Here is a 1,157-nt window from a genome sequence, read left to right on the forward strand (position 1 = left end):
GCTCGATAAAGCGCCAGGCGTGGGCGTCCTGTGCCGCTTTTATGATGGTGGCGTCATCCGCGCTGCGCAGCTCACCGTAGGCAATATTGTTTCGCACGCTGTCGTTAAACAGCACCACCCGCTGGCTAACCATGGCGATCTGGTTCCTCAGCTCACCGAGCTGGTACTCCGGCAAGGGGACGCCATCGAGAAGAATTCGTCCCTGATCCGGATCGAAAAAACGCGGCAGCATGGCACTGATGGTACTTTTCCCCGCACCAGAACGCCCCACCAGTGCCACCGTCTCGCCGGCCTTGATGGAAAAGTTGAGATTCCGCACCACCGGTGACGCCGGGTCATAACCAAAGGTCACACCCTCAAAGTCGATGTTGCCATCGGCCTTGGTGGCCACCGCATAGCTACCGGTATCCACTTCCTGCTCCGTGTCCAGCAGTTCAAACAGGCTGGCCGCACCCGTTACGCCCCGCTGCACTTTCACGTTCACATCCGTGAGTTGCTTGAGCGGTTTCTGGATCATGCCAGCGGCGGCAATGTAGGAGAGAAAGCCCCCCACTGTCAGGTCTTCACCCATCAAGTGAATATATAGATAGGTAATGGCACCAATGCCCACCGCCACAAACAACTGCACGATGACCGTGCTGGCAATCTTGCTGGCATTGAGCTTCACGTTCTGCTTGGCGAAACTGCGGCTGACGTTATGGAATCGGTCCGCTTCCTGTTTCTGGCCGCCAAAAATTTTCACCTCGCCACTGCCCTCAATAGCTTCACCCAGAAAATGGGTGATGTTCGCCATGGAAGACTGGATACGACGGCTGATCTTGCGGAATCGCTTGCTGGTGATATTCATGACCAGGCCAATCAGGGGAGCCACGGCCACCAGAATCAACGTCAGTTTCCAGTTCTGCCATAACAGGAAACCAAACAGCCCCACCACAGTGAGGCCTTCGCGGATAATCACGATGATGGCATCGGTACCCGCACTGGTGACCTGCTGCGCATCAAAGATAATCTTCGACATGATGCGCCCGGACGCATTGCGGTGATATTCAGACTGGGGCAATTTCAGCACATGACCGAACACATCATTACGCAGCACATACACAATCTGCTGGGCCACCCAGTTCATGGAATAACTGCCCATGAACTGGGTGGCCCAG

General features: G+C 55.7%; 1 protein-coding gene. It reads right to left on the reverse strand.

Going from position 1 to position 1,157, the window contains the following annotated elements; all coding sequences use genetic code 11:
• On the reverse strand, nt 1-1,157 hold a 1,157-nt coding region (locus A3730_RS03275), incomplete at both ends, for an ABC transporter transmembrane domain-containing protein (RefSeq protein ID WP_063537471.1).

It is taken from the genome of Alcanivorax sp. HI0044 (assembly GCF_001634945.1).